This window comes from Streptomyces sp. DG2A-72 (genome assembly GCF_030499575.1).
Classification (GTDB): Bacteria; Actinomycetota; Actinomycetes; order Streptomycetales; family Streptomycetaceae; genus Streptomyces.
In genome coordinates this window covers 1,206,969-1,233,138 of sequence record NZ_JASTLC010000001.1, presented here as the reverse complement: position 1 = coordinate 1,233,138, position 26,170 = coordinate 1,206,969, and the positions used below count along the sequence as shown (strand labels likewise).

The window sequence follows — 26,170 nt, the reverse complement described above, 5'->3', positions numbered from 1 at the left end:
CGCACCCGGATCAGTAGCCGTAGATCATCTTGTAGGCGACGAGGACGGGCAGCTTGTCCCGGGCGTCCGCGGCGCCCACGTACGCACCGGTCGCCGTGCCGATGGCGCCGCTCCAGGAGCCGAACCAGCGGGCCGTCGGTGTGTTCGCGATCGAGGCGTTGATCGCGGGTGCCCGGCCGTCGCCGGAGTCGGCGGCGACCCACCGCTTCGCGCTGGAGTCAGGGTCCACGTAGAACCCGTTGGTCATGGTCGTCGGGTCGGCCGACCGCGCGGTGCGGAACGCCTCATCGAGGAAGCCGTTGCCCAGCACGTCCCGGAAGACGGAGCCGCGCAGCTGACCGCTGCCGCCGTCCGCGAAGGCCTCGTTGACCACGTCCCAGGAGTGGATCCGGCCCTTGTAGCGGTTCATCACTGTGGTGATGTGGTTGTTCATCACGCTGCGCAGGGTGTTCGCGTCCCACTTCATCGCGTTCTCGGGCATGACCGAGTTGAACTCGCGGTCCAGGATCGAGGTGTACGTGCCGTCGCCGAGCCGTCCGGCGGCCACGGCGGTTCCGAAGTAGCGTCCGGACTGGGCGGCTTGGGCGCCCAGAGTGGAGGCCTTGACGTCGTCGGGTGCGCCGGTCGCGGTCCCGGGCGTCACCAGGGTGACCGCCGCCAGGAGGGCCAACACCGAGGTTCGGCGACGGCCGAGTCGTTTCAGCGGGTTCATGGGCTCCCGCATGATTCGTAGGATGTCTCGAAACATTCGAACCTTTTAGGTGCGAAGCGACGCAGGTCGGTTAGTCGGATGAGCCCGGGTGTGCCGCTTCCCCAGTCCTTGACGTGCAAGGCGTGGCAGGTTTGCCGGACGTGTTGACATGACCGCTCGCCTCTCTAGTATCCGTGAGGCTCTCGGTTTCCGAATGACATCCGAAATTTCGGACCCCCTGCGTGAGCCACCGGAAAAGGAGCCCCAGGTGTCCAGACGATCAGGCGGACGATTGCTCCGTCTCCTCGCGACCGCTGTGCTGACGATCACCGCGTCCGTGACGGCATCCTCTCAACCCACGGCCTCGGCCGCGCCGGGCAGCCCGGCGCTCACCCCGCCTCTCGGGTGGAACAGCTGGAACAGCTTCGGGTGCGGGATCACCGAGGCGCAGGTCCGCCAGGCCGCCGACGCGATGGTGTCCTCCGGCATGCGCGACGCCGGCTACCGGTACGTCGTGGTCGACGACTGCTGGTTCGACCCGCAGCGCGACGCGGCAGGCAACCTGCGGGCCAATCCGGCCAAGTTCCCGAGCGGGATGAAGGCCCTCGGGGACTACATCCACAGCAAGGGCCTGAAGTTCGGCATCTACCAGGTGCCGGGCGAGCGCACCTGCGCGCAGACGACCGGCGCCTATCCCGGGGCGACGGGCAGCAGGGGGCACGAGGTCCAGGACGCCAACACGTTCGCCTCGTGGGGCGTCGACTACCTCAAGTACGACTGGTGTTCCTCCAGCGGTACTCGTGACGAGCAGGTCGCGCGGTTCTCGCTCATGCGCGACGCCCTGCGCGCCACCGGGCGGCCGATCGTCTACAGCATCAACCCCAACAGCTTCCACGCCATCACCGGCGCCACGTACAACTGGGGCGAGGTCGCCGACCTGTGGCGGACGACCGAGGACCTGCTCGACATCTGGCAGAACGGCAACACCAACAGCTATCCGATGGGCGTCGGCAACGTCCTGGACGTCACCGCGCCGCTCGCCGCGCAGTCGGGCCCGGGACACTGGAACGACCCCGACATGCTGGTCGTCGGCCGTCCCGGCCTGTCGCTGACCGAGTCCCGCTCGCACTTCGCCCTGTGGGCGCTGATGGGCGCCCCGCTCATGGCCGGCAACGACATCCGCACCATGTCCGCCGACGTGAGTGCGATCCTGCGCAACCCTCGTCTGCTGGCGGTGAACCAGGACCCGCTGGGCGCGGGCGGGCGCAGGGTGCGCGACGACGGCGGCACCGAGGTGTTCGCCAAGCCCTTGTCCGACGGCTCGGTGGCGGTGGGCCTGTTCAACCGGGGAGAGGGCACCACGACGGTCACCACCACGGCCGCGCAAGTCGGCCTGTCCGGAGGGCCGTTCACGCTCACGGACCTGTGGACCGGCGGCACGTCCAGCACGTCCGGGCAGATCTCGGCGAGCGTCCCCCCGCACGGCGTGGCCGTGTTCCGGGTGACCGGGGGCAGCCCGCTGGCCGCCACCACCTCGCGTCTGCGGGGCAACGGCGCCGGCCGCTGCCTGGACGTGGACAACGCATCCACCGCCGCCGGGGCCACGGTTCTGCTGTGGGACTGCCACACGGCTGCCAACCAGCTGTGGACCACGTGGGCCGGCGGCGAGATCCGCGTCTTCGGCGACAAGTGCCTGGACGCCTACAACCAGGGCACCACCAACGGCACCCGGGTCATCACCTGGCCCTGCAACGGCCAGAACAACCAGAAGTGGACCGCCGGCTCCGACGGGTCGATCCGCAATGTTCACGCCGGGCTGTGCCTCGACGTCAACGGCGCCGGCACCGCCAACGGAACCCCGCTGGTCCTGTGGACCTGCAACGGCCAGGCCAACCAGAAGTGGACCCGCGTGTGACACCCCGCTCCGGCCGGTCAAGGCGATGTTCCAACAGGAAAAGGAGAGTTGCATGACGAAAAGCTCAAGATTCCATTTATGGCCCCCCGTGCTCGCGGTGCTGCTCGTCCTGACCATGGGAGGCACGGCGCTGGGCAGTGGCCACCGCGAGAACACGCCGGTCGCGGCCTCCGGCACGGCTGCCGCAACCGTCGGCACCGCTGCCGACACCCCCGGATGCGGCAAGGCCCCCACCCTGACGAGCGGTACGCACACGATCCAGAGCGGCGGCAAGAACCGGAGCTTCATCCTGCGGATTCCGGACGGCTACGACCGCAACCGTCCCCACCGGCTGGTCTTCGGGTTCCACTGGCTGGGCGGCACCTCCACCGACGTCGCCACGGGCCGCACCGTGGAAACGGGCACCTGGGCCTACTACGGGCTCCAGCGACTTGCGAACAACAGCACCATCTTCGTCGCGCCCCAAGGCCTCAACAACGGCTGGGCCAATGCCGGCGGGGAAGACGTCACCTTCGTCGACGACATGATCAGGCGGATCGAGGCGGACCTGTGCGTCGACACGGCACAGCGCTTCGCTCTGGGATTCAGCTACGGCGGCGCCATGTCGTACGCCCTCGCGTGTTCCCGCGCGACGGTCTTCCGCGCGGTCGCGGTCCTGGGCGGCGGACAGCTCAGCGGATGCAGCGGCGGCACCCAGCCGATCGCCTACCTCGGAGTGCACGGCCTCAGAGACAGCGTCCTCGGCATCTCCGGCGGACGGGCGTTGCGGGACAGGTTCGTCAGGAACAACGGCTGCACTCCGCAGAACCCGCCGGAGCCGGCGCAGGGCAGCCTGACGCACCGGGTCACCACCTACTCGGGCTGCTCGGCCGGGCATCCGGTCGCCTGGGCCGCGTTCGACGAAGGGCACATCGCCGCTCCGCAGGACGGGGCCCGCGGTGACAGCGGCTCCAGGACCTGGGTGCCGCAGGAGGTCTGGAAGTTCTTCACGCAGTTCCAGAACTCCAACCCGTCACCGGGGACGCCGACCTGCCGGGTCACCGGCACGGTCAGCGCCTGGAACACCGGCCTGACGTCGAGCATCACCATCACCAACACAGGCACCATCGCGATCGACGGCTGGTCCCTGGTCTTCGCCCTGCCCGACGGCCAGACCATCACCTCCGGCTGGAACGCGGACTACTCGGCCGCCTCGGGCCGGGTGACGGCCAGGAACGTCTCCCACAACGCCACCATCGCTCCAGGCGCTTCGGTCGACATCGGCTTCCAGGCAGCCCACACCGGGAACACCGCCCCGCCCACCTCCTACACCCTCAACGGCACTGCCTGTGCTGGCACGGGGAGTTGAGCAGACGGTCTGCCTTCTTGACGCCATCCGCGGCGAGGGCCGTCGCCGCGGATGGCTGTCATGGCGCCGGACGGCACGCGGGCATCCGGCGCCCGTCACGTCACGTCCTGGTGCAGGCGGTCCCGTTCAGGCTGAACCCGCCCGGCGCGGCGAAGGCGCCGCTGTAGGTGCCCTGGAACCCGAACGTCCGGCTGCCGCCGGGGGCGATGCTCGCGTTGTGCGCCAGGCCGCTCGCCGTGACGGATCCCGAGGACGGGGAGACGGAGGCGTTCCAGGCGCTGGTGATCTGCTGGCCGGAGGGCAGAGCGAAGGCGAGGCGCCAGCCGTCGACGGGTGCCGAACCGGTGTTGGCGACGGTGACGTCCGCGGTGAAGCCCCCTTGCCACACGTTCGTGGCGTACGACACCGCGCAGGTCGTGGCGCCACCCGGGCCGCCCGGTCCACCACCCGTGTCGACGGTCGACGAGAACGAGTTCACGGTCAGCCCGGTGCCGTTCTGCCAGGGTTCGAAACCGGCCTGAACGCTGGTCAAGTACCAGTTGCTCTGCGCCAGTCCGCGGGCCACGGCCTGCCGGACGAAGTCCATCACGTCGAAGCTCCAACTGTCGATCGCCGACGGGGCGACGAAGGACAGCACGTCGTTGGAGCCGTTGCTGCCCGACCACACCTGCCAGGTGCGTCCGCCGACGGTGGCCGTGCCGACCTGGGAGCCGATGGGCTGGATCGGGCCCACCTTGTTGAACCAGATCATGATCTCGGTCCGGTTCACGCCGTCGGTGCGGGGCGTCGGGTCCAGCCAGATGTCGTACGAGGCGTTGTACACGGCGTCGCCGACATAGCCGTACGAAATGCTGCTCGGTGCGCTGGAGATGCCGGAGAGCTGCGCGGGGAGGTTGGTCCCCGGCGAGCAGTTGGTGTAGTGGCAGCCGTTGAAGAGGGACGGGTACGACTTCGGCGCGCCGTTGGTGGGCACGGAACCGTCGGCCCGGGTGAGCCGGAAGCCGGTGTCGGTGGCGGTGACGCACTGGGGGTCGTTGGTGCCCCAGCGGTTGTTCTGGACGACGTATCGCCCCTGGATGACGGTCGAGCCGAACTGTTCGCAGACGGTGGTGTCGGCCTGGGCCGGGGGTGTGGCGGCGAAGAGCGCGGCGACGGTGGCGAGCGCGGTGACGAGCGCGGTGGCGAGCGCGCCCCATGTGCCGCGCACGGTGCGGGGAAGGTGCGGTAACGGTCGCATGGTGAACCCTCTTTCGGAGGCGACTGGGAGCGCTCCCATGAGCTGTCTCCGGCGGACTGTAGGGCGCGTGCATGCCCATGACAACCCTCCTCGTCGGGGCTGTGTCCAACGCACTGTGCCGGTTCCTCCGCAGGCTGTGAGAATGGTGGCGGCAGCAGGCGAGGGGATGGGAAAGGCGACTGTGCCGGACAACCGAGCGGGAAGACCTTCGACGGAGGACCACTCAGAGCGCGGCGGGGGACCCGCATCGGTGACGATCGCTTACATCGCCGAGTCCGCGGGCGTCTCCGTGCCCACCGTGTCGAAGGTGCTCAACGGCCGGTCGGGGGTGTCGGACGAGACCCGGGCCCGCGTCGAGGAACTGATCCATCAGCACGGTTACCGCAAGCCTCCGAAGAGCCGGAGCAACCTGGTGGAGCTCGTGTTCCGCGAGCTGGAGAGCATGTGGGCCGTGGAGATCATCCGCGGTGTCGAGCGCGTGGCCCGCAGGAACCGGATCGGTGTGCTGGTGTCGGAGTTCGGTCTCCACGACACCGTGGGCATGACCATGGACGACACGGTCGGCAGGCGCCCTCGATGTGTCCTCTCGGTCGCGCAGCTCTCCGAAGCCGAGCGGGACCAACTGGCGGCGAAGGGCATCCCGTTCGTCGTCTTCGACCCGATCGACGAGCTGCCCGACGACGTTCCGTTCGTGGGTGCCACGAACTGGAGGGGCGGTCAGGCGGCGACCCGGCATCTGGTCGACCTGGGGCACCGGCGCATCGCCATGATCAGCGGACCTGACCACTCCTTCTGCCTCGCACGGCTGTCCGGCTACTGTTCCGCTCTCGCGGAAGCCGGACTGCCGACGGAAGCCGGCCTGGTGGTGAAGACGCAGCTCACGCGCGAGCACGGGTACGCCGCGGCACGGGGGTTGCTCACCCGCCCCGGCCGCCCCACCGCCGTGTTCACCGCCAACGACATGCAGGCGCTCGGTGTCTACCAGGCCGCGCGCGAGCTGGGCCTGCGCATCCCGCACGATCTCAGCGTGGTGGGTTTCGACGACGTACCGGCCGTGGCCTGGATGGATCCGCCCCTGACCACGGTCCATCAGCCGCTGGCCGAGATGGCGGTGGCCGCCACCGAGCTGGCTCTGGCGCTCGGCCGCGGTGAGGAAGTGCCGCAGGTGGGACTGGAGATCGCGACCACCCTCACCGTCCGGGAAAGCACGGCTCCGCCGAAGGAGGAGTGAGGGAGCCTGTGGACACGTGTGCCCTGGTTGCCGGGGAGGGCAACCAGGGCAAGGGGCGGTCAGTCGGTCAGGAGACTGTGCCGGTGACCGAGCTGCCGGACTTCGTGACGTGGTACGTGACGGTGCTGCCGCTGTAGAAGTGGAAGGCCAGTGTCGCCGGTTCCCCCTCGCGGAGCGTCTTGAGGAACTCGGGGGTCAGGATGATCGTGCCGTTCGGATAGTCAGGCGAGAAGGCCTTGTTGAACTCCTGGAACGGCGTCCAGTCGGTCGGGCCGGCGTTGGTGCCGTCGGCGTACGTGGCGTGCATCGTCGCCAGGTCGTTGCCCCGGTACTGGGTGGGAATGATGAACGAGTCGGTGGTGCCGGTGGCGTCCGACAGCACCGGAACATCGTTGGTGACGATGCCGATGTTCCAGGGCAGCCCACTGGTGAACCGAGCCTGGAGCGTCGAATTGACGCCGTACTCGCGGTTGCCGACCAGGCGGGTCAGCGCTGTGGCGGTGAAGGTCAGCCGGTTGCCGGAGACGGTGTAGTCCCGTCCCGCGGTCAGCTTCGTGTCGCCCTGCCACACCCCTCGGAACTTGGTGCCGTTGAGGTTCAGGGTGAGCGACTTGGCGGTGACCGGGCTGGACTTCGGCACGAAGACCTTGTCGAAGGAGGCCGTGCCCGAGCGGGTGGTCCAGCTCGACTTGATCCAGTTCATCAGGGCCGGGTCACGCCACTGGAGGGTGTCGCGGTTCAGGTAGGCGAACGGGTCCCACAGGGCGGTGGTGAGGCCGTACTTGCGCGCCGTGTACCCCACATGCTCGAAGTACTTCAGCGCCTCGCCCCGCTCGACGCGGGAGGGGTGGAAGTGGTTGGGCCAGTCGAGCAGGCCGTACTCGCCGATGTAGAGCGGGATGCCCTTGGCGACGAAGGTGTTGTGCATGTTGGCGAAGGTGTCGTCCAGGAACTTCTGCGCGGTGGCGTCGTAGTGGGTGCCGCCCGCGACGTTCACGCTGAACGGGTACCAGCTGTAGAAGTGCACCTGCGCCACGAGCTGATCGTCGTTCAGCGAGGTGATCGTCTTGTACAGGTCGTCCATGAAGGCCTGGTCGGGGCTGCCGGCCGGCGTGGTCAAGCTCAGCAGGCGGTTCGCGTTCGCGCCGCCCGAGGCGCGGACCAGGGAGTGGAACGAGGTCTGCAGCTCCCTCAGGTACTGGAACTTCTGCGCATCCGTGGCGCCGGCGAAGCTCGGCTCGTTGATGCCCTCGAAGACCAGAGTGCGCGGCGCGTCACGGAAGGTCGTGGAGATCTGGGACCAGGTGGAGTTGAACCGGGCCATCACGTTGTCGTGGTCGCTCGTGATCTTCTCGACCCACTGCCACGAGTCGTGGTGGACGTTGAGCACGACGTACAGGCCGCTGTCCAGCGCCCAGCCGACGAGCTGCTTGACGCGGGCCATGTAGGTGGCGTCGATGGTGTACGGCGCGGTAGCGGACTGGTGGTCGGTCCAGGTCACCGGGATGCGGACGCTGCGGAACCCGTCCTTGGCGATCTTCTCGAACGTCGCTTTGCTGGTCTGCCCGTTGCCCCAGGAGTCCTCGTTGGGAATGGCGTCCAGCGTGTTGCCCAGGTTCCAGCTGGGCTGCATCGCGGCGACGGCGTCCATGGCGCGGGCCGGAACTCTGACGGTGGACCGTGTCGGCTCCGCCGCGGCGTCGGTGGCGGCGGTCGAGGTGCCGCCTGCCAGTCCCAGCATGACGGCGAGCACCAGGAGCAGAGAGGCCAGGCGGCCGGGGGCGCGGCTGCGGTGGTGTGCGGGGTGCCGTATGTCCTTCATATGTCGTCCCTTTCGGTCGGTCGTGCCCTTCGGTTTCGGTCGTGCCGTTCGGTCGGTTCAGCCTTCGAGGGGCTCGTAGTCGAACCAGTCGAAGTGGACGGTGCCTGCGCTGGCGTACATGCCGATGACCCGGCCGGTGAAGCCGCCGGCGACCTCGGTCGACAGGTAGCGGCCGTCGAGGGCCGCGAACTCGGTGAACGTGCCGTCGGGTTGTTCGATGCCGAGGGAGACGACGTCGGGTCCGGTGCACGGTCCGTGCGGCGGCGATGGGTCCGTGACGGTGAGGGCGAGGACCAGTGGCCCGGCGGGTACGGAGCGTTCGGCCACCACCGTGCGCAGGGAGCCGACGCGCGCGATCACCCGTACGTCCGTCCCGGACGCCTCGATCGCGTAGTGGTGCCGCTCGTCCAGCCGGACGGCGAGGCCGCCGCGCCCCTGCTCCGGGTCGACCAGGGCGCGTGCCCGGCAGGTGAGGTGCTGCTGACGCCGTCCGACGAACACCACGTCGGGCTCGTCCAGGGAGCCGCCCCGCGCGCGGAGCGTCAGCCAGCCGGGGCGCTCCTTGGTGGTGCAGAGCTCGGCGGGGCGGTCCCGCACGGAGATCCAGGTCGGCCCGAGTTCGCTGAGCTCGAAGTCGTCGCGCCGTTCCTCGGCGGGCGCGGGGGAGAGCGGCCAGGGGAGCGCGGACAGGTCCGAGGTGACCTCGCCGACGACCGGCCAGCCGTCCTCCCAGGTCACGGGGGCCAGGAACGTCTCTCGGCCGAGCACGTGCCAGCCGGGGGTGCCGCCGCGCGGTCGTACGCCGAGGAAGACCATCCACCAGGAGCCGTCGGGGCCTTGGACCAGGTCCGCGTGGCCGGTGTTCTGCACGGGGTGGTCGGTGCCGCGGTGGGTGAGGATCGGGTTGGCCGGGCACGGCTCGAACGGGCCGGTCGGCGTACGGCCGCGGGCGATCGACACGCCGTGGCCGCGTTCGGTGCCGCCCTCGGCGATGAGCAGGTACCAGTGGTCGCCGATCCGGTACAGGTGCGGCGCCTCCGGGGCCTTGGCGCCGGGGCCGCCGGACCAGAGCTTGTGCGGTGTGCCGTACGTCTGTCCGGTGGACGGGTCGATGCGAACCTGCGACACCCCGGCGACCGTGCACCAGCAGGTGCCGTCCTCGTCCCAGGCCAGGTCGGGATCGATACCGGGCACGCCTGGTGCCGGGACCGGATCCGACCATGGTCCGGCCGGGTCGGTCGCCGTGACGATCAGGTTGCCGCCGCCCTCCCGGGTGTTGGTGACGATCAGCCAGAAACGGCCGTCGTGATGGCGCAGGGTGGGGGCGTAGATGCCGCCCGAGGACGGCATGGAGGCCGGCAGACGCAACTGCTCCGGCCGGTCCAGTACGTTGCCGATCTGCCGCCAGTGCACCAGGTCACGGCTGTGGAAGAGGGGTACGCCGGGGAAGTACTCGAAGCTGGAGCAGGCGAGGTAGTAGTCGTCGCCGACCCGGCAGACGCTCGGGTCGGGGTGGAAGCCGGGGAGTACGGGGTTGGCGGCGCGGGCGGGCCGGTTCTGAGCGGGCACCCTTGGTCGTCCTTTCGTCGGTGCGCGGCAGGGCGGCGCTCAGAGAGCGTCCGGCTCCGTGCGGGTGATGCGGAGCAGCGCCGCGGACGGCGCGGTGGGCAGGGTCACGGTGAGGTCGGCCGTGTCCGCGTTCCAGACGGCAACGGCCTGACATGCGGCGGGGTACAGCACCTCGAAACGCGCTGCGCTGCCCGCCCGCTCGGACAGCCGGAGGGTGGTGGTGGCCTCACCGCCCCGGCGGCGCCAGACGGTGAGGTAGGTGGTGGCGGGGGTGTGCAGGGCGAGAGCGATCCAGAGGTCGTCCCAGCCGGGCAGCCCCAGTGGCCGGGACGGCACGGCCCGGGGCAGGTCGGCGCGGATGGTCTTGTACGTGGCGACCGCTTCGTGGACCAGTTTGCGGGCCTCGGGTCCCAGCTCCGGCAGGCCGCCGGAGAGATGGATGCGGCCGAGGAGCGCGACTGCAGTTGCAGCCGGGACAGCATGGCGTGGTCCCAGCGCATGCCGCCGGAGGCGCAGTTCTCCGCCACCAGGTGCGGGTACCGGTCGAGGATGCCGTCGAGCCAGTCGAGGTGCGCCCGGTTGTGGCCGAGCAGGCCGGCGTCCGGGGTCTCGCCGGGGTGGGCGCGGGCGGCCGGGTGGCGCAGGTCCAGGTGGTGTCGGCCGGCCTCCGTGACGCGGACGCCGTCGCGGCGGAAGAACGCCTCGTCGGGCAGGTCGTTGTGCACGTGCCACAGCGCGAGCGCGGGATGGTCGCCGTACCGTTCGGCCAGCGCGGAGGCGATCCGGCGGGCCGCGCTGCGGTAGGCGGGCGAGGCGAGGCAGTAGGTGTCGCGGCTGCCGTACCAGGGCGGCGGGGAGGCCGTCGGCGTGGCGAGGTCGACGGCCACGCCGTTCGCGTGCAGGCGTTCGATGTGGGCGCCGAACCAGGCGAAGTCGTAGCGCCCCTGCTCCGGTTCGAGCATGGCCCAGGAAAAGACGCCGAGAGTGGCCAGGTTGACCCTGGCCCGGCGCATGAGTAATCACCGCCGGAGGCGAGGCCGCCCAGGCCGTCGGTGATGCTGCGTTCCGTCATGACGGTTACGGCCCTTCCCTCGGAGTTGTCGAAGCGCTTCACTTGATGGGGAAGGTAACGGACTTGTTTTTTGCGAAACAAGAGCTTGAACGCAAGGAAAGTTTCTTTGCCAGCGGTCAATTGACCGTTAAACAGGGGCAGCGGGTGGGCGTCGATGCGCTTCGACAATTCACGTGCACACGAGGACGGCGGGATCAGCGCCGGGCGAACTGCACCCCGGTCGGTTGCACGACGTTCGGCCGCACCGCGATTCCGGTGATGGTGAGCCGTTCTCCGTAGATGTCCGTGATTCTGATCGAGCTGCCGCAGCCGCTGCCGTTGGCGGAGATGAAGTAGTTGTATTCGGTGCGCGGCAACTGCCGCCAGCCGTCGCTCGTCCGGACCTCCAGGCCCGCTACCGGATTCCGGTGGCCGATCGCCTGGATGCCGCACCAATAGGGGCTGGACCCGGTCTTGTACCTGATGGAGATCGTGTCGGACGTGCTGGGGCTCAGCAGCTGCCAGGTGATGGGGATCCGGCCGACCTTGAGGTCGGCGAGTTTGGCGAAGGCCTGTTGGCTGAGGTCGATTTGCCCGGGTGCGCAGGGCAGGGGGCATTCGTTGGTGATCCGTACCGTGATCGACTTGCCGTTGGCCGCGCGGACGAGCACGTACGCACCGCACGCCCTGGACGTCTCGTAGTCCGTGGTGTTCATCGCCGCGATCATGAGGTCGGGACTCGGGCCGAACAGACAGGCGCCGTCTCCGTCGGCGGCCTCGTAGGCGGTGGCGACCCCTTGGTAGGTGGTCTTCGGCTGAATGCGTCCTGTCGACGATGCCGTGCCGGCTTCCGTTCGCGGAGGCCGAGGGGTGGCTTTCGGTGACGGTCGGGCTGCCGCGGTGGTCGCACTGCGCGTGGGGGACGGGGTGTCGGTCGCAGTCGGTTTCGCTGTCGCGGTCGGAGTGGCCGTCCCGGTCGCGGTGGCTGCCTCTTGGGTGGTGGTGATGGGCGTTGCCGCGGTAGGCCCCGCATCGGTCTTGCGGTCGGGCGGCAACGCCATGACCAGGTAGGCGAGAACGCTCACGGCGGTCACCGCCAAGGTGGCGCCCAACACGAGCCTGCGCCTTTGCCTGCGCTGCCGTGCGGCCTGTCTCGATGTCTTCATTACCCGTCCGTTCGGAAGATCGAGCCGATGGTGCACTGCTCAGTGACCACCGAAGCCGAAAGGGTTGCCGACGATTTCGCAAGGAACGGTGAGGCGCAGCCGGCCCGGGCACGGTCGCGCGCGTCAACCGCCGGGGTGGTGCGGGTCGTTCTCCGGGATGGCCGAGTCCGGCCTGTCGGCGGGGGTGGCCCCCGCTGGTCGGCGGGGTGAAAACGAGAGTGGCCGGCGATGGGATGGAGGTGCAGGTCAAGCCCACGAGGAGTACGTGAATGAACGGGACCAGGTCTACGCCGCTCGCTGGAACTCCCTCAGCCAGGACCGGACTTCCGTGTCCTGGTCGCTCCGCCCCCGTGCTTCCGGCACCGGGTGGAGGACTGCCGCCATATTCATCGGCGCCATGAGCGAGTGACGAGACCCGTGAAGATCACCCTTCTGCTCCACAACGCCTGCACCGTCAGTTCCACGGTCTGCCGTACGGCCTGTGGTCCTGCGGCTTGGTGACCGTACGTCCCGAGGATCAGAGGGCAGTGTAGGTCCACAGCAGGTTGGTGCTGCTGCCGTACGTCCACTGCTTCGTGACGGAGCCCGAGTCGACCTTGCCGCCGCCGTCGAGGACCAGACCGGTTGTGCGGTTGGCGATCGAATAGCGGTCGCCGCCCCGGTGGGTGATCGTCCACTGCTGGTTGGTGCCACCGTTCCAGGGGGCCTGTCTGGCGGCTGAGCCGTCGGCGGTGGCGCCCCAGCCGTCGGCGACCAGGCCGTTCGTGCGGTTGACCAGCCTGTAGTAGCCGCCTGAGACCGCCTCCGCCTGCCATTGCAGGTTGGAACTGCCGTCCCAGGTCCACTGCTTGAGGTTCGACCCGGAGGCCACGTTGCCGCCGCTGTCCAGGGCGAGTCCGTTGGTGGCGTTGGTGATCCGGAAGCACGTCGCCGGGTTGAACCGGACCCTCAGCGAGGTGATCTGGTTGTTGGGCAGGGTGACCGTGAGGCCGGACGTGTTCTGGGCCGGCGTGGGCAGGTCGATGTAAGTGCCGGCGGTGGTGCCGAGCAGCTTCACCGAGGTCAGTGACGAGAGGTTGATCCGGTCCGAGCCGAGGGTCTTGCTGCTGTCGGGCGACCCTTCCGTCATGGCATGCCCAAGCGCTGGCGGTGGGACGGGAGAGGTCCGGCGTTCGCCAGGACGGCGGCGCAGGCGGTGTTGGTGGCGCAGGCCGGGCCGGGGTTGCGGGGAGGCAGCAGGGTGTTGTCGGTGAAGGCGAGGCGGTGGGGGTCTCCGCACCCCTCCTGCGGGTTCTGCTCGTCGGCCGGTGGCCAGGCTCCGGGGAACTCCCGTCGTTCGAGCCATTCGGGCACGGCGTCGTCCCAGAAGTTGCCGCGGTAGCGCACGTTCTGGACGGGGCGGTTACCCCATTCCTCGCTGCAGCCGCCGATGGAGGCGACGTAGTCGTAGACCGTGTTGCCCTCCACGGTGACCCAGTTGGTGCTGTCGTCGGTGTAGATCCCGACGTTCCAGACGCCGTACTTGCTGTCGGTCACCGCGTTGCCGCTGATGACGGCCCCGTCGGCGAAGGAGCTGCCCTGTTCGCCGCGCAGGTAGATACCGCCTCCGTCCTCGAGGAGCCGGTTCGTCGCGAAAATGCGGTTGTCGAGGATGCGGTTGCGGCGCATGATGCCCCGCAGGTCGTCGCTGGGCCCGGAGAGGATGCCGGTGTAGGGCACGTCGTTGACCTGGTTGTGCGCGATGGTGGTCTCCTGGGTCGCGGTGTCCCAGATGCCGGAGGCCGCGTGGTACTCCGCGCCGATGTGGTGGATCCAGTTGTTGGTGATCCGGTTGCCGCGGTTGGTCCCCTTCTGGTCGGGCGGGACCACCCCCATCAGGATGCCGCCGTCGGAGACGTCGCTGATGACGTTGCCGTCGACGACGTTGTACGAGCTGTTCTCGGACAACTCCAGCGCCTGGGCGCCCAGGTGGGTGAAACGGTTGCCCTCGAAGGTGATCCGCTCGGCGGTGCGGAAGGCGACTGCGCCGGGAACCGTGAGCAGCCTCGCGTCGTCGCCCTCCCCGGGCCGCAGGTACATGCTCCACGCGGCGGGAAACCCGGCGGGTTCGCTGGGCGCCAGCCAGGTGGCGTAGGCGAACGTCAGGCCGCGGAAGCCGATGTCGTGGAGGGGACGGCCGGGACGGCCGGTGCCGGTGACCAGGTTCTCCAGGACCGGGGCGACCACCCTGGCCCGGCGCATGTCCTGTCCGGGCCGGGGGAAGTAGAGCAGCTCGTGGTGTCCGGGCCGGGAACGGTCGAGATACCAGCTGCCGGGCTTGGCTGCGAAGCTGGGGGAGTTCTCCACACTGTTCGGCGCTTCGAGCAACTCCGGGCCCCCGTACAGCTCCTGGGCCAGATCCCAGCACGGCTGGTCCATGGTGATGGTGGTCCGGCGGGCGCTGCCGGAGACCCCCGCGACTCCGCAGCGGCCCTCGACATAGCCGGATCGGTAGACGAACTCGATGTCACCGGGGTTCCGCCAGGTTCGGGGGACGGTACTGGTGGTGACGTAACCGGTCCTGGTTGTCTTCAGCGTGCCCGGGAAGCCCGTACCGTCGCGCGTGAGCCGCGTGGCGCGCCGGTCCTCGACGTAGAGCTGGCGGGTCTCGAGCCCGCCCACGTCCGCGCGCCAGAATCCCCTGAGCCGTCGGTCCGGCCGCCACTCGGAGATCTGACGGCCGCCACTGATCGTCACCTGCTCCTGTCGCGGTGTCCCGTGGCCGTACGCCTGGTAGATCACCCGGTGGCCGCCCCGGCCGGAGTCCCCCGCGGCCTCCGACAGGCGCAGCGGCGCCTTCAGGTGGTACGTCCCGCCGCGCAGGTTCACCACCAGGTCCGACGTCATTCGCGGAGCCCGGGCGCGTACGGCCTGTTGCGCGCGTGCCGGTGTGGCGAAGGGCCGGTCCAGGGTGCCGGGCCAGGAGTCCTTGCCCCAGGGAGCGACGTACAGCTGCGTGGGAGTCGCCGTTTGGGCCGGTAAGGCCGCCGCCGGAGACGGCACGGCCGCCATCGAGAGCCCGATCGCCACCGCCGCCTGCGTCACGACGCCTGCTCTTGTCCGTGTACGGAAGATCGCCATGCTGCCTCCTCGATGTACGGAGTTCCACCCTGGGGGCAGCACGAGATGGTGCGCAGTCGTCCTGAGGTAGCGGCATCGTCGACCAAAGTCGGAATGCCGGCATCCCAGTATCATCAACGTCACTCGGGGGCTGATCAGGTCGGACGTGCTCGCGGGGCACAGTGGGGGGAGGGAGGGATGAGCGGTGTCACTGACGGACAAGGCCATCGAGCAGTTGCGTGAGCTGATCCGGACCGGTGCCCTGCCGCCGGGCTCGAAGCTTCCACCGGAGCCGGACCTGGCCGCTCAGCTGGGGCTCTCCCGCAACCTCGCCCGGGAAGCGGTCAAGGCGCTGGCCGTCGCGCGGGTCCTGGAGGTCCGGCGGGGCGACGGCACATATGTGACCAGCCTCCAGCCGAGCCTGCTGCTGGAGGGGCTCGGCGGCGCGGTGGAACTGCTGCAGGGCGACTCGGTCGCCCTGCAGGACCTCATGGAGGTACGGCGGCTCCTCGAACCGATGGCCACGGCACTTGCCGCCAACCGAATCTCCGACGCCCAACTGGCCGAGGTGAAGCGGCACTTGGACGCCATGCGCGAGGCCTGCGACGACGTCGAACAGCTCAACGCGCACGACGCCGCCTTCCACCGCGCCGTCGTCGCGGCCACGGGCAACGAGACCCTCCTCACCCTCCTGGAAGGGATCTCCGGCCGCACCCTGCGCGCCCGCATCTGGCGCGGTCTCGTCGACGACAAGGCCGCGGGCCGCACTCTCGCCGAGCACGAGGCGATCTTCAACGCACTGTCCACCCGTGACGCCGCCCTCAGCCAGGCCGCCGCACTGCTCCACGTGAGCAACACCGAGCAGTGGCTGAGGGAACACCTGCGCTCCGGCGAACCCCTCTCTCTGCCTCGGCCCATCTGACAGCCACACGGCTCACGACCGTACTCCCGCGTTCTCAAGGAGAGCCTGCCGCGATGGCCCTGCGCAGGTAGAGGTCACCGCTCCCTCAAAACCGACGTCCGGCGCAGGGGCGTGTGCCCAAGACCATGCGTCGGAGGCGCGCCTGGCACCGGCACTCGCTGTGCCACCGAGTTCAACAGTCCTGCCCGGTACCTGTCGAGACGGGATCCGCGCTCTCCTGCAGCTCATGAAGTGTGCGTGCCTTCTCGGCACGGTAGCGCTCGACGGTCGCGAGTTTGACGCCTTCGTATCCGCGAACGACATCCGGTAGCTCCGCGAGCCGGCGGACCTCGGCCAGGTTCTCCTCGGTCAAGAGCGCGAGCGCGGCGTTGATCGACTCGCGGTACTCATCGACGAGCTCACGCTCAATGCGTCGCATGTGCTGAAGTCCGAACAGATCAAGGCGGGTCCCTCGAACGCGCCGCAGCGCACGCAACATGCGGAGGATCGGAAGGAACCAGCTCCCCAGAGCGACTTTCCTCTTCAAGCCCGCGGCTCGCAGAACAGGTGGATGGAGCCGGTAGGCGCGTCGGCTCGCGCTTCCAAATGTTGCGGTGATGTGGTCGTCCACGACCGGATCGAGGGCGAGCCGCGCCACCTCGTATTCGTCCTTGTACGCCATTAGCTTGTGGAGATAGCGGGCGACAGCCTCGGTCAGCTCGGTCGAGCCGACGGCGGCAGCGCGCTCCGTGGCCGCCGCCGTCCGGACGAAGTCGACGTAGGCGCGGGCGTAGCGCCTGTCTTGGTAGTCGATGAGGTCGGCCACGCGCACGGTGAGGAGGCGATGCAGCTCCGATTCCTCGTCGTCGGAGACCATCGCCACGAGTTCGGTGGTTCCGGCGGGCAGCCGCAGTTCCACGTCTGGGAGCGTCGGGTCGTCCAGCGCGGCACTCAGCGCTTCGGGGTGGGCGACCGCCTGGCGGCCTCGTCGGAAGGCCTGCACATTGCGGTCGACGGCGACTGCGTTCAGGGCGATGGCCTCTTCGATGGCCGAAGCCGACATCGGCAGCAGCCCGGTCTGGTACGCGGCTCCCACCAGCAGCATGTTGGCGTACTGCTCGTCGTCGAACAGCCGCTCGGCCAGCGCGCCGGAGTCCAGAGCGATGAGCTGGCGCACTGCATCGTGGACGGCACGACGTACGACATCGGGAGCCGGGAAACTGACGGCGGTGTCGACCACCATCTGCCCGGTGGGTATCTCGGTCGTGGTCATGACGGCGACGGTGCGGTCCGCGGAGGCTACGGAGAGGTACTTCGGGTCGGTCGCGACGAGCGGATCGCACGCGAGATAGAGGTCGCACTGCCCCTCGGCGATCTTGGCGCCCTGTTCGACGGCATCCGCAGTGATCTTGATGTCGGAGACGACCGCGCCGCCCTTCTGGGCCAGTCCGGTCTGGTCGAGGCTGCGGGCGTGGCGGCCGTCGATGACGGCCGCGGTCGCCAGCACCTGCGAGATGGTGACGATGCCGGTTCCCCCGATCCCGGTGATCCGCATGTCGAAGGAGTCGGCTGCGGCCGTGCGGGCCGGCTCGGCGATGTCAGTGGCCCCCAGGGCGGGAAGCCCGGCGCGCTTCGGCTTGCCTGCGGGCGTGATGGTCATGAACGCCGGGCAGTCGCCGTCCAGGCACGAGTAGTCCAGGTTGCACGAGGACTGGTCGATCATGGTCTTGCGGCCGAACTCGGTCGAGACCGGGTGAACCGACAGACAGTTCGACTTGCGGCCGCAGTCACCGCAGCCCTCGCAGATACGCTCGTTGACCCACACTCGCGTCGTCGGCGCCTCGGCCTTGCCGCGCCGACGCGCACGCCGTTTCTCGGCGGCGCATTCCTGGTCATGGATGAGGACCGTGACACCGGCAGTGGCCTTCAGCTCCGCCAGCGCTCCCTCGATCTCGGCCCGGTCCAGAACCTTCACCGACTTCGGCAGCCGGGCCCGGGGTACCCGTGCCTTGTCCTCCGTCGTGATGATCACTTTGGCGACGCCTTCGTGCAGCAGCGTGGCGGCGAGCCGGTCGACCGGGAGGGCGCCGACGGCGTCCTGCCCGCCGGTCATGGCGACCGTTCCGTTGTAGAGCAGCTTGAACGTGACGTTCACCCCCGCGGCGATCGCCGCCCGCACGGCCAGGCTGCCCGAATGCATGAAGGTGCCGTCACCGATGTTCTGCACGAAGTGGTCCGCGTCGACGAACGGCTCCATTCCGATCCACTGAGCCCCTTCCCCGCCCATCTGGGTCATGCCGACGACCGAGCCGACCTGTACGGGATCCATGAACACGACCATGGAGTGGCAGCCGATGCCGGCGCCTACCAGTGAGTCCCCGCCGACGGTGGTCGAGGTGTTGTGCGGACATCCCGAGCAGTAGTACGGGCTGCGGGCCAGGAGCGGCAGCGCCAACGCCGCACGGGTTTTGGGCCGCTGACGCCATGCGCGGGCGGCTTCGATGCCGAGCGGAGCGAGCACCCTGGACAGTCCGGTCGCGATGCTGTCCGCGTCGAGCTCTCCTGAGCGACTGAACAGCGATCGCCCGTCCTGGTCCTGTTTGCCGTGGACGACCGGGGCGTTGGGGCGGCGGTAGAGGATCTCCTTGACGGCGGTTTCGAGGAACGGCCGCTTCTCCTCGACGACGACCAGCTGGTCGAGACCGGTCGCGAAGTCGATGATGGCGTCGCGTTCGAGGGGGAAGATCATGCCGAGCTTGAGGATCCTGATGCCGTACCGTGCGAGGTCTTTGTCGGTGAGGCCGATGATGCGGAGGGCCTCGCGGACGTCGAGATAGGTCTTGCCGGATGTCAGGATGCCGATTTTGTCCGACGGCCCGCGCTGGACTACGCGGTTGAGGCCGTTGAGCCGGGCGTACTCCGCGGCGCGAGGGAGGCGGATGTCGTGCAGGCTGCGTTCGAGGGCCATGAGGTTGGCGCCCAGGAGCATCGAGCTCGGCTTGTGCGGGCTGGGGCCGGCGCCGCCCTCGGTGACCGTGATCCGATCGCGCGCCACGACGGCCGTGGACGCCGCGTCCGCCACCGCGGTAGTGATCTTCAGGCCCGACCACAGGCCGCTGAACCGGGAGAGGAACTGCGCGTGCAGCCCGAAGTCGAGGACATCCTGCGCATCGGCCGGGTAGAGCGTCGGAATCGCCAGGTCCGCGAGCGTCGCCTCGCTGGCACACGGCACGCTGGATGACTTGGCTCCCGGGTCGTCGCCGACCAGCGCGACGGCGCCGCCGGAGGGGCCGGTTCCCACCAGGTTCGCGTGGCGGAGGGCGTCGGAGGCGCGGTCGAGGCCGGGGGCCTTGCCGTACCAGATGCCCACGACGCCGTCGCACCGCGAGGTGCCGACCTGGCCGGCCAACTGGCTGCCCATGACGGCGGTCGCCGCGAGCTCCTCGTTCAGCCCCGGTTTGTGGACGATGTCGTGCTCGTGCAACAACGCCCCGCGTCGGCCCAACTCGATGTCGTAGCCGGCGAGGGGGGATCCCTCGTACCCCGAGACGAAGGTCGCTGTGTGCAGTCCGTTCAGACGGTCGTGCCTGGACCGGTCCAGGAGAACGCGGACGAGAGCCTGTATCCCGGAGAGGTGCACGACGCCTTCCTCACGGCGATAGCGGTCGTCCAGACGGAAGCGTCGGCCGCCTGGCTGCTCGGTCTCGGTGATGGATGCAGTCATCGTCCTCTTCCTCACAACAATCCGGGGCTGCTGAGGGTCCCGCCCGCCTGCTCGTGCGGAGCGATGGCTTCCGCACCGTCAGGCTGGTTCGCTCAGCCGGGCAGTCGCCCAGCCGAGCAGTGCGTCGCGGAACGCCGATACCAGTCGGCGCGTGATGTGAGCGGGCGGCAGTGAGAGTGTGTCACGCAGGTCGAAGATCTCCCGGGGGTCGAAGAGGACGCTCCACAGGAAGGCGGCCTCGTCTTCGATCCCTGCGAGTTCGCTGACTCCGATGATCAGCACGAGTTCGCGAATGGGCCGGGCCAGGGCCTCTGCCTGGCCTTCCAGATAGGACTCATCGGCCTTGTACCGAGCGAGAAATCCCTCGGGCGACCGCCGATGCACCAGCGCGGCACCTTCGGCCAGGACGAGATCCACCCAGTAGCCGCAGCCGCTTTTCGAGCAGGGCAAGACCGTTACTCGACTGCCCGAGGCCGTAGTCGCGGAACTTGCCCGTGATGTCCCGCCGGTAGGCACTGAGAGCGTGGTAGGCCGTCGCAACGGACACATCCGCCCGGCGAGCGATGTCGGCGAGGCTGATGGGCTGCTCGGACCGCTCGAAGAGCTCCGCAGCGGCCTGGACCAGCTTGGCGTTGTTCAACCGCTGGTCCCTGCGTGTGCGCGTCCTTTTCATCTACGCGGCTCAGTTCTCGGGTGCCTGCTTGGCCTGGGCGCGCATGCTCTGCTCGGCCCCCGCGATCCGCGCCAGTTCGGCGGCGATGCCATGCGGCTTCTTCAGGGGCACTGCGACGACGCCTTCCACGGCCCTGCGGGCGTGACCGAACGCGACCACACGGGGAATCCCTGCCGCCGGATCTCGTCGCGGTCCCTGACCGCTCCGTCGACGATCGCTCCTACGGCACCCCGCGAGGAGAAGTACTGGGCGAGGATGTCGCCCATCACCGCCCGGCCCGCGTAGCCGAACCCGTTGATGACGAGGAAGTCGCCGGGTTCGATGTGCGCCACGGCGTCGATCACGGCCAGATCGTCCCCGGCGCCCGTGAGGACCGTCAGGGCGCTGCCCACGGCACGGCAGCAGCCTTCCCAGACAGGCGTGAGGCCACCGTCTGGCATGCCCAGGCGCCCGAGCGCGTCACCGATGTTCGCGACCGAGTGCCGCTGGAACTCCTCCAGCAACTCCCTGTCAGGCCGCTGCCACTTCGGGCCGACCTCGATGGTGGGCGAGCCGGCCGATGTCGGCGGAGGTGTCCGGGAGTCCGTGCGCTTGGGTTGTGACCCTGATCCACCCCGGTTCCCCAGTGGCTCGGACAATTGCCGGGGCGCGCCCCCTGAACGATGTGGAGGAGTCGTCGAGGAAGCTCTCCTCGGTGGCAGGGGCTCCCGTACCGAACCCTGCGGTTCATGTGCGCGAGCCGCACGAGGGACACGCGCAGCCGCTCCACGGCGACGCGATCATCGACGTACGGCCGGATGCGTTCGACATCCAGCTCATGTACTACCCGCACGAGGTGACCGCCGAGATGGGCGGCACCAGTGTGCCCGGTAGTCATCCGCGCAGGATCAACGAGACGGACATCGGCCGCGTCCAGAACCTCACCACGGCATCTGGCGCGGTGGCCGCCGCAATGACACAGCGGGCCGTCGCTACATGTACAGACTCCGCCTCAACCCGACCGTGCCGCAGGTGCGTCTGTGGGACACCTCCGACCTGCACGACCCTGCGGTGACCGCGGAACTCAACACGTACTTCCCCTGGTACGAGTGGGCTGTGGCCCGACTGGAGATCAGCAGGTCCTGGTCCTCTGTCTCGCGACTTCGGCGCTGGACTCCGACGTCGTGGGCTGGTCCCGATACGACGGGACCGGCCGGACCCGTCCGACGACCGGCGACAGCGACGAGCCGCCCTACCCCACGGGGCTTGCCGCGCTGCACGACGGCCGGCGCCTGTTCCAGGCCTCCCAACTGCTGCCGCCGCAGCCCGGTCACGAGTACAACGTCTCCTTCCTCAAGCACGAGTTCTTCTTCGAGAAGGTGGGGGACGGCGCTCGCCCTTGACCCGGCGCCGGAACTGCTGCTCCTTGTTCTGATCAAGCGCTTCGATGGAGGCTCCTGCCGTTCGTCCGCCCCAACTTCCAGCGGACCGCGCTGAGATGCCGTGTGGTCCGCACGGTTCTCTTCGAAGCGCTTCGACAATATGGTGTGCGCCGGAAGTATCGCGTCCGGAGAAGGAGACCCGGATGAAGGGCATGTATATGACATTCAGGTTTCCGTGGCGCGGATGCGGGAGGCGTACGGGGGTGCTCGCCGCGGTGACCGCCTTGATGGCGGCGCTGTTGGCCGGACTTGGCGCTGCTGGGACGGCGCAGGCGGCCACTGTGGATACGAGCGCGTGGTACGCGCTGGTCAACCGTGGCAGCGGCAAGGCGCTCGATGTGTCGCGAGGGAGCATCGCCGACGGGGCCGGCCTGTCGCAGTGGACCCGCCATGGCGGCGCCAATCAGCGGTTCCAGTTCGTCGACTCGGGCGGCGGCTACTACCGGCTGAAGGCGCAGCACTCCGGCAAGGTGCTGGACGTCCTCAACAAGTCCACCGCCGACCATGCGGACATCGTGCAGTGGAGCGATGGGGGCGGCGCCAACCAGCAGTTCCGGCTGGCGGACTCCTCGGACGGTTACGTCCGGCTGATCAGCCGCAACAGCGGCAAGGCCGTCGAGGTCCAGAACGCCTCCACCGCGGACGGTGCCAAGGTCGTGCAGTTCACCGACTGGGGCGGGGCCAACCAGCAGTGGCGACTGGTGCGCGCGTCGGGAGTGCTGGCGCAGGTGCACACCGCGGGGCGGGTCAAGGACGCTGGAAACACGGTGCAGTACAGCTGGCCCGGCGTGTACTTCGAGGGCACCGTCAGGGGCACCGGCGTGGGGATCGTGCTCAACGACTCGGCCGCCGACTACGACGTCCAGATCGACGGAGCCACTGTCGCCACGCTCGTGACGCCCGGCAACACCACGCACTGGATCAACGGCTTGCAGGACCGCACGCACACCGTCCGGCTCGTCAAGCGCAACGACACCCCGGGGGACACCAGCACGTTCGGCGGCTTCGTCGCGGCGCCCGGCGGTGCCGTACTGAGCAAACCGGCCGCCCGCAACCGCCAGATCGAGTTCATCGGTGACTCCCTCACGGTGGGCTACGGCAACCTCTCGACCTCCCGCACTTGCACTGCGGACCAGGTCAAACGGACCACCAACTCCGATGTGAGCTACGGCGCCCTCACCGCGCGGCAACTGAACGCCGACTACCAGATCAACGGCTACTCGGGCCTCGGCATGGTGCGCAACTACAACGGAGGCCGGCCGGACGTCACGTACCGGACCTTCTACGACCGTGCCCTGCTGAACGTGTCCGGCGACGTCTGGCAGAACCCGGGCACCTGGCGTCCCCAGGTCGTGGTGGTCAACCTCGGTACCAACGACTTCTCGACCGCCGTCAACCCCGGTGAGCCGTGGACGCCGGACAGCCTCGCGGCCGGCTACCGAAGTGCCTACGGCGAGTTCCTCCAGAAGCTGCGGACGCGCTACGGAGCCGGGACGACCATCGTGGCAGTCGGTGCCGGCCAGTACGCCGGCCATGTCCAGCAGGTGGTCAAGGCACGCAACGACGCCGGCGACAGCGGGGTCCGCTACTGGTTCCTCGACGACTCGGGCCTGGATTTCCTCGGCTGCGACTGGCACTACTCGGCCCATGACGACCGGATCATCGCCGACCGGCTCACCTCGTTCATCGCCGGTCTGCCGACAAGTTGGTGACGGCACCGACCACCGTTCACCGCTCTTCCCCCCAACGGAAAGGGGTGCAAGATGTCTTCCTCCGTCAGCAGACGGCGCCTCCTGCAAGCAGCCGGGGCCACCGCCGTCGCCTCTGCCACCGGTTCCGTCATCGGCAGTTCTCCCGCCCGAGCGGCTTCCATCCCGCCCGCAAGGGCCGACATCGGGGTCTCCGCGCACCCCTTCGCTCTCGACCAGGTCCGGCTCACCGCAAGCCGGTGGCTGGACAACCAGAACCGTACGAGGAACTACCTGCGGTTCGTCGATGTGGACCGGCTGCTGTACAACTTCCGCGCCAACCACCGGCTGTCCACCAACGGCGCGGCTGCGGGCGGCGGTTGGGACGCGCCGAACTTCCCCTTCCGCACCCACGTCCAAGGGCACTTCCTCACGGCATGGGCGCAGCTGTACGCCGTGACCGGGGACACCACCTGCCGGGACAAGGCAACCCACATGGTCGCCGAGCTGGCCAAATGCCAGGCCAACAACAGCGCCGCCGGTTTCAGCGCCGGGTACCTCTCCGGCTACCCCGAGTCCGACTTCACGGCTCTCGAGCAGCGGACCCTGAGCAACGGCAACGTGCCGTACTACACCATCCACAAGACCCTCGTCGGCCTGCTGGACGTATGGCGCCACATCGGCAGCACACAAGCCCGTGATGTGCTGCTCGCCCTGGCGGGATGGGTCGACCGGCGCACCGGCCGGCTGAGCGGCCAGCAGATGCAGGCCATGCTGCAAACCGAGTTCGGCGGCATGAACACCGTGCTGACCGATCTCTACCAGCAGACAGGCGACGCGCGGTGGCTCACCGTCGCCCGGCGGTTCGACCACGCCGCGGTGTTCGACCCGCTGGCGTCCAACCAGGACCGGCTCAACGGACTGCACGCCAACACCCAGGTACCCAAGTGGATAGGGGCCGCCCGGGAGTACAAGGCCACCGGCACCACCCGCTACCGGGACATCGCCACCAACGCCTGGAACATCTGCGTCAACACGCACACCTATGCCATCGGCGGCAACAGCCAGGCGGAGCATTTCCGCGCCCCGAACGCCATCGCCGGCTACCTGAACCAGGACACCTGCGAAAGCTGCAACACCTTCAACATGCTCACCCTCACCCGGGAGTTGTTCGCGCTGGACCCGAACCGGGTCGCGCTGTTCGACTACTACGAGCGGGCATGGCTGAACCAGATGATCGGCCAGCAGAACCCGGCCGACGACCACGGCCACGTCACCTACTTCACCCCGCTCAACCCGGGAGGCCGACGCGGTGTGGGCCCGGCATGGGGCGGCGGCACCTGGAGCACCGACTACGGCACCTTCTGGTGCTGTCAGGGCACGGGCCTGGAGATGCACACCAGGCTGATGGACTCCATCTACTTCCGCAGTGACAACACGCTGATCGTGAACCTGTTCGTGCCCTCGGTGCTCAACTGGTCGGAGCGCGGCATCACGGTCACCCAGACCACGTCGTACCCGAACAGCGACACCACGACCCTGCACGTCACCGGCAACGTCAGCGGAACCTGGGCGATGCGCATCCGCATCCCGGGCTGGACCACCGGGGCCACTGTCAGCGTCAACGGCGCGGCGCAAACCATCACCACCACGCCCGGTAGCTACGCCACCTTGACCCGCTCCTGGACCTCCGGCGACACGGTCACCGTCCGCCTGCCCATGCGGATCGTCATGCGAGCGGCCAACGACAACGCGAACGTCGCCGCGATCACCTACGGCCCGGTGGTCCTGTCCGGCAACTACGGCAACTCCTCGCTCAGTTCCCTCCCGACGCTGAACACGTCCTCGATCAGACGGACCAGCACCAGTTCGCTCGCCTTCACCGCCACCGCCAACGGCGCCACCGTCAACCTCGGCCCGTTCCACGACGCGCATGGCCACAACTACACCGTCTACTGGAACACCGGCGGCACCGTCCGTCTCGCCAACGTGGGCAGCGGTCTCGTGCTGGGCATCCAGGACATGTCCACGGCCGACGGTGGCCGCGCTCTGCAGTGGAACGACTCAGGGACCGCCGACCACAACTGGCAAATGATCACCGACGGAAACGCGGTCCGCTTCCGCAATGCCCACAGCGGCAAGGTGCTCGGCGTCCAGGACATGTCCACGGCTGACAACGCGACCGTCCTGCAGTGGTCGGACACCGGCACCGCCGACCACAGATGGACGCTGCTCGACCAGGGAGACGGGACCCACAAGATCCGCAACGTGCACAGCGGCAAGTTGCTCGCCATCGCGAACAACTCCACCGCTGTCGGCGCGTTCGCTGTCCAGGACTCGGACAATGGCACTGCCGACAACCGGTGGCGCATCGTGAGGAACTAGGGGAGGGTCTGCGCGCACCAGAGCGTCTTGCCGTTGGTGGTGTGCCGGGTGCCCCATCCCTGGGCGAGCTGGGCGACGAGCAACAGGCCCCGGCCGCCGTCGTCGAAGGCGGGGCCCGGCGTTGGTGCGGAGCGGGGTTGCTGGCGTCGGAGACCTCGCAGATCAGGGACGTATCGCGAATCAGCCGCAGCCTGATCGGCGGCTCGCGCTCCGGCCGGTGCGTTCGGGGTGCCAGGTGCCAGGTGCCAG

General features: G+C 68.8%; 15 protein-coding genes and 7 pseudogenes. 8 read left to right on the top strand and 14 right to left on the bottom strand.

Going from position 1 to position 26,170, the window contains the following annotated elements; translation table 11 throughout:
* Positions 1-31: 31 nt before the first annotated feature.
* Together QQY66_RS05900 and QQY66_RS05895 are read right to left on the bottom strand one after the other, a co-directional pair.
* Positions 32-310: pseudogene (locus QQY66_RS05900) on the bottom strand (hypothetical protein); the annotation flags it as partial.
* Positions 308-712: pseudogene (locus tag QQY66_RS05895) on the bottom strand (endo-1,4-beta-xylanase); the annotation flags it as partial. The pseudogenes QQY66_RS05900 and QQY66_RS05895, both read right to left, overlap by 3 nt.
* A gap of 247 nt (positions 713-959) precedes the next feature.
* Between QQY66_RS05895 and QQY66_RS05890 the strand changes: the two are divergent.
* Both QQY66_RS05890 and QQY66_RS05885 read left to right on the top strand, forming a co-directional pair.
* Entirely contained in the window at positions 960-2,606 is a 1,647-nt protein-coding gene (locus tag QQY66_RS05890; RefSeq protein WP_301978015.1) for a ricin-type beta-trefoil lectin domain protein, read from the top strand.
* 97 nt (positions 2,607-2,703) lie between these two features.
* Positions 2,704-3,954, top strand: coding sequence for a cellulose binding domain-containing protein (locus QQY66_RS05885; RefSeq protein ID WP_301987187.1), 1,251 nt, complete (start codon positions 2,704-2,706; stop codon positions 3,952-3,954).
* 100 nt (positions 3,955-4,054) lie between these two features.
* Here QQY66_RS05885 and QQY66_RS05880 read toward each other — a convergent pair whose 3' ends face one another.
* Positions 4,055-5,191 carry a cellulose binding domain-containing protein gene (locus tag QQY66_RS05880; RefSeq protein WP_301978014.1) on the bottom strand — a complete coding sequence of 379 codons (1,137 nt, stop codon included), beginning with the start codon at positions 5,189-5,191 and terminating at the stop codon, positions 4,055-4,057.
* A 250-nt stretch (positions 5,192-5,441) separates the two neighbouring features.
* Here QQY66_RS05880 and QQY66_RS05875 point away from each other — a divergent pair, with 250 nt between their 5' ends.
* Positions 5,442-6,422, top strand: coding sequence for a LacI family DNA-binding transcriptional regulator (locus QQY66_RS05875; protein WP_301978013.1), 981 nt, complete (start codon positions 5,442-5,444; stop codon positions 6,420-6,422).
* A gap of 67 nt (positions 6,423-6,489) precedes the next feature.
* Here the strand turns inward: QQY66_RS05875 and QQY66_RS05870 are convergent, their stop codons facing one another.
* From QQY66_RS05870 to QQY66_RS05840, 6 genes and pseudogenes are all read right to left on the bottom strand, one after another.
* Positions 6,490-8,244 (bottom strand): cellulase family glycosylhydrolase, encoded by a 1,755-nt coding sequence (locus QQY66_RS05870; RefSeq protein WP_301978012.1) that lies wholly within the window; start codon positions 8,242-8,244, stop codon positions 6,490-6,492.
* A gap of 57 nt (positions 8,245-8,301) precedes the next feature.
* On the bottom strand, positions 8,302-9,813 hold the full coding sequence (locus QQY66_RS05865; protein WP_301978011.1) for a glycoside hydrolase family 43 protein: 1,512 nt from the start codon (positions 9,811-9,813) through the stop codon (positions 8,302-8,304).
* A gap of 39 nt (positions 9,814-9,852) precedes the next feature.
* Positions 9,853-10,885: pseudogene (locus QQY66_RS05860) on the bottom strand (beta-galactosidase).
* Between the two features lie 194 nt (positions 10,886-11,079).
* Complete coding sequence (locus QQY66_RS05850; RefSeq protein WP_301978010.1) at positions 11,080-12,030, bottom strand: expansin EXLX1 family cellulose-binding protein; 951 nt, start codon at positions 12,028-12,030, stop codon at positions 11,080-11,082.
* Between the two features lie 517 nt (positions 12,031-12,547).
* Positions 12,548-13,132 (bottom strand): annotated as a pseudogene (locus QQY66_RS05845) (RICIN domain-containing protein); the annotation flags it as partial.
* A 23-nt stretch (positions 13,133-13,155) separates the two neighbouring features.
* Positions 13,156-15,150 (bottom strand): right-handed parallel beta-helix repeat-containing protein, encoded by a 1,995-nt coding sequence (locus QQY66_RS05840; protein ID WP_301978009.1) that lies wholly within the window; start codon positions 15,148-15,150, stop codon positions 13,156-13,158.
* A gap of 184 nt (positions 15,151-15,334) precedes the next feature.
* Here QQY66_RS05840 and QQY66_RS05835 point away from each other — a divergent pair, with 184 nt between their 5' ends.
* Positions 15,335-16,051, top strand: coding sequence for a FadR/GntR family transcriptional regulator (locus tag QQY66_RS05835; RefSeq protein WP_301978008.1), 717 nt, complete (start codon positions 15,335-15,337; stop codon positions 16,049-16,051).
* Positions 16,052-16,223: 172 nt separating this feature from the next.
* Here the strand turns inward: QQY66_RS05835 and QQY66_RS05830 are convergent, their stop codons facing one another.
* The 4 genes and pseudogenes from QQY66_RS05830 to QQY66_RS50245 form a co-directional block, all read right to left on the bottom strand.
* Positions 16,224-19,754, bottom strand: coding sequence for an indolepyruvate ferredoxin oxidoreductase family protein (locus QQY66_RS05830; protein WP_301978007.1), 3,531 nt, complete (start codon positions 19,752-19,754; stop codon positions 16,224-16,226).
* 78 nt (positions 19,755-19,832) lie between these two features.
* The gene (locus QQY66_RS05825) at positions 19,833-20,204 is read right to left on the bottom strand and encodes a hypothetical protein (RefSeq protein ID WP_301978005.1); all 372 of its coding nucleotides are present in this window, start codon (positions 20,202-20,204) and stop codon (positions 19,833-19,835) included.
* Positions 20,205-20,528: 324 nt separating this feature from the next.
* Positions 20,529-20,930 carry an RraA family protein gene (locus QQY66_RS05820; protein WP_301978004.1) on the bottom strand — a complete coding sequence of 134 codons (402 nt, stop codon included), beginning with the start codon at positions 20,928-20,930 and terminating at the stop codon, positions 20,529-20,531.
* Between the two features lie 7 nt (positions 20,931-20,937).
* Positions 20,938-21,090: pseudogene (locus QQY66_RS50245) on the bottom strand (hypothetical protein); the annotation flags it as partial.
* 58 nt (positions 21,091-21,148) lie between these two features.
* On the opposite strand from QQY66_RS50245, the pseudogene QQY66_RS05815 reads away from it, so the two are divergent.
* The 4 genes and pseudogenes from QQY66_RS05815 to QQY66_RS05800 all read left to right on the top strand — a co-directional run.
* Positions 21,149-21,540, top strand: a pseudogene (locus tag QQY66_RS05815) (phytanoyl-CoA dioxygenase); the annotation flags it as partial.
* Positions 21,516-21,809 carry a hypothetical protein gene (locus QQY66_RS05810; RefSeq protein ID WP_301978003.1) on the top strand — a complete coding sequence of 98 codons (294 nt, stop codon included), beginning with the start codon at positions 21,516-21,518 and terminating at the stop codon, positions 21,807-21,809. The pseudogene QQY66_RS05815 and the gene QQY66_RS05810, both read left to right, overlap by 25 nt.
* Before the next feature lie 266 nt (positions 21,810-22,075).
* Positions 22,076-23,560, top strand: coding sequence for an RICIN domain-containing protein (locus QQY66_RS05805; protein ID WP_301987186.1), 1,485 nt, complete (start codon positions 22,076-22,078; stop codon positions 23,558-23,560).
* A 51-nt stretch (positions 23,561-23,611) separates the two neighbouring features.
* Positions 23,612-25,921 carry a beta-L-arabinofuranosidase domain-containing protein gene (locus QQY66_RS05800; RefSeq protein WP_301978002.1) on the top strand — a complete coding sequence of 770 codons (2,310 nt, stop codon included), beginning with the start codon at positions 23,612-23,614 and terminating at the stop codon, positions 25,919-25,921.
* Here the strand turns inward: QQY66_RS05800 and QQY66_RS05795 are convergent.
* A pseudogene (locus QQY66_RS05795) lies at positions 25,918-26,126 on the bottom strand (ATP-binding protein); the annotation flags it as partial. The gene QQY66_RS05800 and the pseudogene QQY66_RS05795 sit on opposite strands and share 4 nt — an antisense overlap.
* Between the last annotated feature and the right edge of the window lie 44 nt (positions 26,127-26,170).